Annotated in this window: 5 protein-coding genes; all 5 read right to left on the minus strand. The window is 49.7% G+C overall.

Annotation, left to right across the window (positions count from 1 at the left end):
* Positions 1–2500: SusC/RagA family TonB-linked outer membrane protein (locus OB13_RS05500; protein WP_461489147.1), on the minus strand; the 2500-nt coding region annotated here is incomplete at its 3' end.
* 853 nt (positions 2501–3353) lie between these two features.
* The gene (locus OB13_RS05505) at positions 3354–4622 is read right to left on the minus strand and encodes an exo-beta-N-acetylmuramidase NamZ family protein (RefSeq protein ID WP_461489148.1); all 1269 of its coding nucleotides are present in this window, start codon (positions 4620–4622) and stop codon (positions 3354–3356) included.
* Between the two features lie 760 nt (positions 4623–5382).
* Positions 5383–6750, minus strand: a complete 1368-nt coding sequence (locus OB13_RS05510) for a vanadium-dependent haloperoxidase (RefSeq protein ID WP_461489149.1) — start codon at positions 6748–6750, stop codon at positions 5383–5385.
* A gap of 99 nt (positions 6751–6849) precedes the next feature.
* Positions 6850–10308 (minus strand): VCBS repeat-containing protein, encoded by a 3459-nt coding sequence (locus tag OB13_RS05515; protein ID WP_461489150.1) that lies wholly within the window; start codon positions 10306–10308, stop codon positions 6850–6852.
* Between the two features lie 48 nt (positions 10309–10356).
* On the minus strand, positions 10357–10644 hold a 288-nt coding region (locus OB13_RS05520; RefSeq protein WP_461489151.1), incomplete at its 5' end, for a hypothetical protein.

The following is a 10644-nucleotide window of genomic DNA, read 5'->3' on the forward strand; positions in this document are numbered from 1 at the left end:
GACGAAGCTCGAACAGGAAGTTAAGCGACAGGCTTTTATAAGTGAAAGTGTTGCCCAGGCCCATGATGAAATCAGGGTTTCTGTCACCGATCACTTTCCACTCGGTAAGGTCTCTCAGCGGATATCCAGTTGAAGGGTTGATCAAGACTTCACCCTTTGCGTTGCGCTGGTAGTCGTAGCCTGTAAGTGAGTTAACAGGACCACCTACACGCGCACCGTTTCTGATGTTGTTATACAACCATGTATCAGAGTTGTAATACTCAGGTATGGAAGAAGGCAGCTTTACAAGCTCAGAGTAGTTGTGGCTGAAGTTGGCAAACATATCCCATGTAAAGTCAGATGCTAACACAGGAGTGGCATTCAGTTGGAATTCGAAACCACCTGTTTCAATCTCACCTGCGTTGAAGGTCTTCAGTACATAACCTGTACCGTAGCTAAGACGCATGTTTCTTACAATCTGATCTTTGGAAACCTTCTTGAAGTAGGCTACATCAAGTCCCAAACGGTCGTTGAAGAACTTCAATTCTGTACCAATTTCAAACGAAGTCGTTATCTCTGGCATCAGATTCTCGCTTGGACCGTTGAAAGCATAACCAAAACCTCCACCTGTTGTAGTGCGTGGCTCCAGCCAAGGTCTGATCATGTAGGGCGCTGCGTCTTTCCCTACCTGTGCAATAGAACCTCTCAGTTTACCATAAGAAAGCACATCTTTGATACCTGCAAAAGGTGCTAGCTCAGTAAAGATAAAGCTCAGGCCTGCAGATGGATAGAAGAATGAGTTGTTCGCTTTTGGCAGTGTAGAAGTCCAGTCATTACGGCCCGTCAGGCTCAGGTATAGCATGCCATCGTAACCGATGTTCAGGCTGCTGAATGCACCAACCAAACGGCGCTGAGACAGTCTGTTTCTACCACGGTGTGTCACCGGATCTGTATTCTCGATCGAGTACAGACCAGGGGCCAGAAACTTGGTACCCTGTACCGACTGTACGTAGTTGTTCTGATCGTACACCGCACTACCTACTTTAAAGTCGGTCGTCAGTTTGTCGTTCAGGAAAGCGTGCGTCAACTGGGCATAGTACTGCACGTTAATGTTTCTGTCGTTGTCAACACTTTGGTCAAAAATACCGCCTGTAGAACCAGCCAGTCTAGACTCCTGATGACGTATCTGCGTGATTTTGTTGGTGTAGTAGTCGTAACCGATGTTACCCACAAATCTCAACCACGAAGTTGGCTCTATCATCAACTTGGCGTTGGTGATGTAACGGTCGTTTGCCGTGTTGATAGAGTTTTTGTTTACGTTGAAAAACGGGTTCTCCAATTCAGGGAAAGCGGTACTGGTAGTTGTAGAGAAACGTCTTCTGTTGCCTTGCTCGTTCAGGTATACACTGGCATCGTCGTTAGAAGGCCATGAAAGCAGACCCAGCATAGGACCTCCACTCACGTTGAAAACTGACTGCACATCAGACTTGGTATAGGCTATCGAAATGTCAGTTGAGATGTACTTGTTCAGTTTCGAAGTAAGTGCTGTCGTAAAGTTGAATTTTTCCTGACCTGCATTTGGAATAAATGAGCCTGCATCTGTATAAGAGGCCGCCACACGGTAAGTAGCGTTGTCATTACCACCAGAAACGGACACGTTGTGCTTCTGGCTATTGCTTGTCTGGAAGAAATTTCTTACGTTATCATAGAGCTTAGCTTCAGAAGGATATGGTTCACCAAAGTAGGTCGTGATGGACGTACCATCATCCGATACACCTTCTACACCTCTTCCGTAAACGCGTTGAATTTCAGGGTAGCTTACAATGCGGTCGGAGCGGAAGCTGTTGCTGTAGTTGATCTGCATGGAACCTGCTTTACCTCTTTTGGTCGTGATGACAATTGCACCAGAAGCAGCATCGATACCATAAAGCGCAGAAGCTTCAGGACCCTTCAGGATAGTGATGCTCTCAATGTCTTCCGGGTTAATGTCTGCACCTCTGTTACCATAGTCAACACCACGGTTTTCTAACTGAGTAGAAGCAGCACCTGCAAAATTGCCTGTGTTAAAGCTGTTGTTGCTGATAGGAAGTCCATCTACTACATACAGTGGCTGGTTACTACCACTCAATGAACTTACACCTCTGATCATAATTGAAACAGAAGAACCAGGTAGACCTGAAGTAGAGGACACATCCACACCTGCCACACGACCGGCCAGGGCGTTTGCGAAGTTTTCACGCTGGGTTTCAGCAATGGCTGCCCCTTTAACTTCTGTTATAGCATAACCGAGAGTCTTCTTCTCTTCTTTGATGCCGAGTGCTGTCACGACAACCTCTCCAAGAGCCTTAGAGTCATCCTCGAGTTTAACGGAAATGGTCGTGGAATTTCCCACCGTTCTTTCCAGCGATTTCATACCAATAAAGCGGAAAACAAGCACATCGGTAGGTGCAGCTTCAATTTTGAACGTACCGTTAACATCGGTTGCAGTTCCTTTTGAAGTACCTTTTACTGCGACCGACACACCTGGTAGCGGCGAATTGTCGGAGGCGGCAGTTACCGTCCCCGTTACAGTTGTGCTTTGAGCACTAACTGTAAAATGAAACAGGAGAAAACAGATCCCCCATAGTAGACAATGTAATTTTTTCATCATAACAGCGTGGCTAGTGATTTGGATTAGTATGGAACAAAAACAGTAACAGGTTAAAAAACATAGAATTTATGGATGACAAAAATTTGAACTCTACTTGAACACCACCTTGCTCTGCCCCGTGGTCCTTCAAAATAACCCCGGCACCTAGGCGAAAATCTAAACAGGATACTACTATATATACATTTTACAATAAATACACATAATACAATTCCTACCCACCTGGCTATTCTTTATTGAAAGCGTTGTATGAAGTTTACTTTAAAGCTAAATAAAAAACAGAACAGCACACAGGTTATTGCAATATTTCTGACGAAAAAAAGAAAAAGCTGCAGCCTGTAAACCTCGTATCTTTTACAGAAACTAATTCTAGTTTTTGAATTTTTAGTTTAACTTATTTCATATAAATTCTGCACAAACGTTTGCAATTGAAGTAACCAACTGTATTTAAAGGATTTAAGTCACCTTGGTCCATTGGAATCCTTTTGCTCAGCTTCGTGCAACTGAAACCTATTTCACTTAAAAAAACGCAAACAGGCTACGCATTTTCAAAGTCGCATCTGCCTTATAGCCTCTATCAGGGCAACTGAGTTCTCCTTTTTGGAGCCTCCGCCTCAGCCGGCACACAAAGCGAGGCGAATCATACCCTGTCAGAATAATTCAATTCTTCCTCCACCTAAGCAGTACCCAGATGAGCTACAGACAGAGCCGACAACCAGGTATAGCCTCACGGATAGAGCAGGTACTTCATCCGCATCTGCTTGTACTGACTCAGGCCCGGCTCCCAGCTTTTGCGAATTTCTTCTTCCGACACGCCAGCTATGATCTGCTCTTTGAATTGCTTGGTGCCGGCCAGTTTGTTAATGTCGCCGATCTGGTTGCTTTGCTTTCGGTCGAAGAATTTCTCTTTGTGCGGATAGGCCTGGTACAACTCTATCATCCAGCTAAGGTTTATCCGCCCGGTCTTGCGGAATTCTTCTGTGTCATAGTTGCGCAGATCAAGCCCATAGCAAACCTTATCCTGGTGCAGCGGTGTTTCGGCCATACCTTTTATACCTACCGGGGTATAGCTGAAGTCGTACTTGCCTTTCATCTCGGGGTGCCCCATTACCGTGAAAGGGAAGTAGGTGCCCCGGCCATGGTTAAAGATAGTGCCTTCGAAAAGGCAGGTGGAAGGGTATAGCAGGATGGCTTGTTGTGTGTTGAGGTTAGGCGATGGACTTACCGGCAAGGTATAAGGCATGTCGTGCGTATAGTGCTTCAATTTCACGATGTTGAGTTTACACTTTACCCCGTTGGCCAGCCAGCCTTCGCCGTTGATCATCTGGGCAAACTCGCCTATCGTAAGTCCGTGCGAAATAGGGATGGGGTGTATGCCAATGCCCGACTTATTTTCCGGCTCCAGGATCGGCCCGTCTATTAAGAAGCCGTTCGGATTTGGACGGTCCAGCACCATCAGCTCCACTCCGTTTTCGGCGCAGGCTTCCATAACGCGATGCAGCGTGATGGTATAGGTATAGAAACGGGTGCCTACATCCTGAATATCGAAAATCATCAGGTCGATATCGGCTAAATCTTCCTTGGAGGGTTTGCTCTTTGCACCGTATAGGGATGCCACCTGGATACCAGTTTTCGGGTCCACGCTGTCATCTACCTTAATCCCGGCACTGGCATCGCCGCGGAAACCGTGCTCCGGACCAAACACCCGAACAATGTTCACACCCAGGGCATGCAGGCTGTCCACACTCAGCGTGTTGCCTATGATGGAAGTCGGATTGACCACCATGCCGATGCGTTTTCCTTTGAGGTATGGCAGGTATGCTGCCGTCTGGTCAGCTGCTGTTACGATCGCTTTGCTTTCCGAAACAGAAGATGGCTGCTGCTGCTGTGCTGGCGCAGCTGCTATACCTGTCTGCTGGGGCTTACAGGAGCTTACTATTCCGGAGAGCAGCAAGGGCATAAGCAACGCATGTACTACCCTAAAGTTAAAAGACATATTCTTTTTGAATGGATTTCGGTTCATTGTTCAGTTTTCACAGCTTTCAGGTAGCCTTGCCCTCTGGCCCTACCCTTGCTGCTGTAAATTTTATTTTCCTTCCAGGTGCCGGCACCGCAGGGGCTTTGCTATACCTGAAAAAAACATTTTTAAAGAAGCATAAACGCGCAGTAAGCACGCACTCACTTCAAATTTACCCACGAATTAAGGAAAATTTATCTCTATAACCCAAACATTATGCAGATTATTTTATAAAGTATGCAGAAAAACGCATAGTCAGGCGCAATGAATCTCAGCGCTGAATCTTAATAAAGCTGCGCTGCAAGCAAGCTGCAAGGGTCTGATAAGGGAGAATAGGACATTTATCCTGTTACACAACTGGTGTAAGCTGATTCGGATTTCTCCATCCGAATCTAACCTGTTGCGGGTTTCCTAACCCGCGTATACCTGCACACGGGATAAGGATGTCTCCTACAGCAAGCTTCGAGATGAAGAAGTCGCGAAGAGCCTTTGCCCATCGGATCCCAGGTATAGGAAGCATCAGCTATAATATGGAGGTCACATCAATATTATAGCTGGAAAAACAATTTAGACTTTTAGATAGAAGGGCCACACGAAAGACTCAGAGAACCGTTATCTGGATCTGGGTACACGAACTAAAAGGAATTCAGCAAATCAAACTCCCCATTCTTATGTGTTCTAAGTCAACTTAAAGGAATATATCGGCGTGAAATCGCTGCTCTATTAATTGCTTCATCCCTTACTGCTTACTGGCAACAGCAGGCAGATCGCCGGCTTCTTTCCTGGTTAGGAGCCTCGAAACAACATGGGAGCCTACCTGTCTCCCTTGCGCCGCCCCGTTCTCGATGGCTGGCATAAAGTGAATGCCCCCATACAGACGGCTGATAGCGGCTTCTTCAGCGGCCTCCATAAAAGAGTTAAAAGACCTGACAGGCAAACCATAGGCGACCTCGGTTGAGTCCACATAAGCAAAAGATGGCCCATACAGATCGGTCAGCACGACGGCAGCTGCATTGGAGATGACACTGTGCCCACTGGGGTATTCCGGGAAGGGCGGCGTTTGCAGCAGCGGCACCCATTTCTCATCGACCAGCATGTTGATGGCTGTTTCGGGCCGGATGCAATCGCTGCGGTACTTTTCATCCCAGCAAGAGATAAAACCATCTGCCAGCGAGACAGACACCCGCACGTAGGCCTCCAGGGTTTCCATCATATCGGCTTTTGCCTGGCGTGTTGCTATACCTGTTATACCCAGCCAATGACCACCCGGCGTGATCTTTTTTGTCGCATACATCACATGCCCCGTGGTGTGCATCACAAAGGGATTGCAATCCCAGAAGCTGGCGATCTCTCTTTGTTCTTCTGTCAGTTGATTCGTGGTTTCGTACACTTGCAGCATCTCCTTATAGAAGTCACTTTCCGTATCCGGGCTGAATACAGCTGGTGTTGCGGGCGCAAACTGACTGCAGGAATCCAGGACGAAAGGACGAACCTTGAACCAGAAAGGCTCGACGGCATCCATGTAAGCCGGTGGCGTGGGTACCCAGCGGCCGGCAGTCTGGGACACGGTATGGCGATACCCTCTTGTCTGTTTGTACCCATCCTCTGCCGCATAGGCCAGAATGCTTTTGGCTGCTACCTGGCCGTAGCGCACCGAACGGTCGAACACATCTTCGGGCACACCCATCTTTCGGTATTTGTCATAGAGCTGCTCTTCGTATTCATCGAGCATATCAGAAGAAAAGATGAGGCTGCGACTAACGGTGAGGAAGGCATTCAGGCTGGCCAGCGGAAAACAGTACACGGAGTCTGGTGCGGGCTGCGGTATACCTTTGAAGCCATTCAACTGTCCATTCAGGGATTGATAATCCGGGTAATCATGCAACAGCACCTCGTAAGCAGCTACCTGCGGATAGATATAGATCCTGCTGGCAACCGGCGGGGAAAAGATATCGTGTGTGATCACATCTGTGAGCTTATTCACCGACTGGTGCAGAAATTCAGGTTCGGCAGCAGCCTGCCGGTAATCCTTGTTTCTTTCCTGGCAACCGACCATTATTCCCCAAACAAGAAAAAGTAGGCTGACAAATGGGAATGGCTTCTTCATGTCTCAGGATTTTTGTTGATCAAGTTAACAAATTAGTTGCAAATATCAAATTATCAATTAGTTGAGCAGCTACCGCTTCTAACGCTAAAGTCACGGTTGCTATTGGGTTTGCTTCTGGGGTCTGGGATCGTACACCAGTTGCTTTCCTGCAGGCGGAGGATCCAGCTTTCTGAAAAGCTGCACAGGCAGCTTGTTGCGCGCCACCAGCATCAGCTCCCCCTGCGTGGTTTTCAGCTTCTTGATGTCGCGCACTTCCCCGTCCAGCAGGAAGCGGCTCTCAGCCGGAGGTATAGCGGTGAAGTTTCCTTTGCCATTGCCGGCCAGCAATACTCCGTAGCTGCCATCATACCTGCCTTGGTAAGTGCTGACGCCATACAGGTTACCACCAGCCAGAATGTCCAGGTGTCCATCGCGGTTCAGGTCCTCCACATGCAGCGCGAAGATCTTGGATACCTGGGCCTGGTTGGGCAACAGGTGTTTTCTGAAATCTCCGTTACCCAGGTTCTCCAGGTATAGCGACTCAAATGTGTTCACCTCCAGTAAGCGGGCATCTTTCAGTTCCTCTTTCTCAAAAAGCTCCTCCACGGGTTTGCCTGCATACGCCTTGTAGCTGGTAAACCTCTTGTTGATAAGCGGCAGCTGTTTCCCTAACTCGTCTTTGGTAGCCACAGGATACCAGTTGTCATCTAGCTTATAGGCCAGGACCTGATCCATGCTTTCGTTGCCGTCGATGTCCTTGACATACATCCGCAGCCCCGCATTTTCTTTCTTTCTGAACTTGGTGTTGGTGCCCAGGTTCCCCAGTACCAGGTCCAGGTCTCCGTCCTGATCAAAATCGGCGGCTTTAACCGTTTGCCAGAACCCCACAGACTGGTTGAGCACTTCATTGTCAGTGACCTTCGCCAGTTTATTGCCCTTGTTTTCGAACACCGTTACCGGCATCCAGTCGCCTACCACCACCAGGTCCACGTCCCCGTCCCGGTCATAATCGAACCAGGCGCCATCGGTTACCATACCTGCCTTGCGCAGCTCCGGTGCCAGTTGCTCGGTTCTGTCCGTAAAATTACCCCTGCCGTCGTTGAGAAGCAGGTAGGAATTCGGTGGATTGCCATACTGATAGCTCAATACCCTGCCGCCAACAAACAGGTCCAGATCGCCGTCCTTGTCGAAGTCAACCGGACGGACACAGCTCTTGTTATCATACATGGGCGGCAGCCCCTTGCTCCTGCTGAAGTTGCCTTTCCCGTCGTTCAGGTATAGCCGGTCAAACTGCTCCTTCATCTGGCCATAAAACTCGTTGCCGCCACTCACCACGTATAGGTCTGGGTGCCGATCGTTGTTGGCGTCGAAGAAAACGGCATCGACATCCTCATACACAGAATCTGTCTGGAAAAGCGCCTGCCTGGAAGGCAGGAACCTGCCATTGGACTGCTGGATAAAGAGGGAACCAGCCTGCCATTTGGCGCCTCCTACATAGAAGTCATCCAGGCCGTCGCCGTTCACATCGCCCACCGCCAGTTTAGGGCCTTCCGTTGACGTCTGAAATGGGATCAGGCTTTCGCGGTAGAACTCGAGGTAATTGTTTTCTTTGTGAGTAAAGTTTACCGGGTACGTTTTGGTCACATCTTCAAACAAAGGCTGAAGTTTCGGGGCAAAATGGGCATAGTATACCTTTGCCTCTTCCCCGGCAGCAGCCTCTTCCAGCAGCAGTGTGGTGTTGGCCGGAACATTGGTCCTCACTTCCACTTTCTGATTCCCCCAGATGACAAACAGCGTATCCACACTGCTGAGCTTGCCCAGGCCAAAGTTCAATACCGGCTCTACAGAAGACATGAACCCGCGGGTGGGCATCAGCTGCTGTACCTGCAGGTTTTCCCCGCTCTTCAGCAGCACCTTCGCTCCGTAACCAAAGGTATTCAGTCCTTCTCCCTTGAGTTTTACTTTGAGGTAATGGTTGCCGCTTCGCTGGCTGCCCTTGTTTTTATAGATCCCGGCCTCCTGGTTGATGTTATTGGTGATGAGCTCCAAATGCCCGTCGTTGTCCAGATCGGCATACACAGCTCCGTTTGAAATGGTGGGCTCTTCAAATCCCCAGTTCAGGGACTTGTCCTCGAAGCGCAGCTGCTCCGTTCCCTTATACAGGTAGTTGTGCACCTTGCCCTCCGGCATCATCCCGATCGCTTTCGTATCCAGCGATTTTGAGATAGTAGGAGCATGGAGCATCGAGTCTGAGGAGGCGAACTTGATGTAGTCCATGTTGTTGGGCCGGCGGAGGATGCCGTTGGTGATGAAGATGTCTTTGATACCATCGTTGTCGTAGTCGGCCAGCAGGGTACTCCAGCTCCAGTCAGTAGCCGCGACGCCCGCCATCAAGCCGATATCCGAAAACTTCTCGCTGCCCTGGCTTAGCTGCAGGCAGTTGCGGCTGTACTGGTTGAAGTACCCGAACTGCAGTTTATAGAGGTAGATATCCATCGGGTCTTCACCCATCGAGGTCTTCTCCACCACTTCATCTTCCGGGTACATGTCCAGGGTCATCAGGTCCGGGTAGCCGTCGTTGTTCATGTCGGCGGCATCGCAGCCCATCGAAAAGCGGCTCAGGTGCCGGAAGTGGTCTTTCACGCTTTCGGTAAAGGTGCCGTCGCCGTTGTTGAGGTAATAGTAATCGTCTTCATGGAAATCATTGGCCACGTAGATGTCATCCCAGCCGTCGTTGTTCATGTCAGCTACCACCACGCCCAGGCCATACCCCATCGCGGCACCGTAGATACCGGCTCTTTCGCTGACGTCTTTGAACTTGACCGCCTTCCCTTCGGGAGTGCTTCCGGCAGCAGTGATCATCTGGTTTTCATACAGCACATCCCCTGCTTCGTTGCTGCGGAGGTTGCGGGTGGTCACACGGTCGTAACTGCGGGAGGTATGCACGGCGTGGTTGAGCAAGTATACATCGAGGTCGCCATCCCGGTCATAGTCGAAAAAGGCGGCCTGGGTGGAGAAGCCCGTAAAGTCCAGGCCATAATCGGCAGCCATTTCAGTAAAGGTCACCTTGCCGTCAGCTCCTGCACCGTTGTTGATGTAGAGTTCGTTGGCTCCTTCCAGGCCTTTGTAATCGCTCACGGCGCTCACGTATACATCCAGCAAGCCATCCCCGTTCACATCTGCCATGGCTGCTCCGGTTTGCCAGTCGGAATAGCCTTCCACGCCGGCTGCTTCCGAGATGTCTTCAAAGGTAAAGTTGCCTCTGTTCAGGTATAGCTTGTTCTTGCCCTGGTTCGAGACGAAATACAGGTCGGCCAGCCCGTCGTTGTTGATGTCGCCAGCCGCCACACCAGCTCCATTGTAGAAATACAGGTAGCTCAGGATGTTCAGCTTGTCGGTATCCTGTACCTGATTGACGAAGCTGATCTTGGTTTGCGCGGAGTCCAGGGCTTCGAAAAGGGCACGTTCTCCCCGATCCGCTTTGCTCTGACAGCCGGTAACGGACAGGGAAACAGCCACTGTCCCCACCAGCATTCCGATGGTCAGCAATTGGGAGTAAAGACGCTTTGTTAATAGCATGGGGTGAAATTTCATAGGCTGATTAATGTTAGCACTGCGCGCACTCCTTTACCGGGTCGCGATCTTCAGCCCCTGTTCCCGGAGGCTGAAGACCTGCAGCTTGTCCTTGTTCTTTGCCAGGAGAAAATAAGCCTGCCCGTTTGCTGCGGTTACCTGCTTCATCTTCCGGACCTGGCCTTTGGTAAAGAACCCCGAATCCTTCGGCTTTCTGACCACGAATTTTCCCTTGCCGTTGCCTTCCAGCAGCAGGCCATAGTTGGCATCGTACTGGCCTATCTCCGGCAGCACGTCATAAAAATTCCCGGCCAGCAGGATGTCCAGGATGCCGTCGCTGTT

This window comes from Pontibacter sp. HJ8 (genome assembly GCF_054824225.1).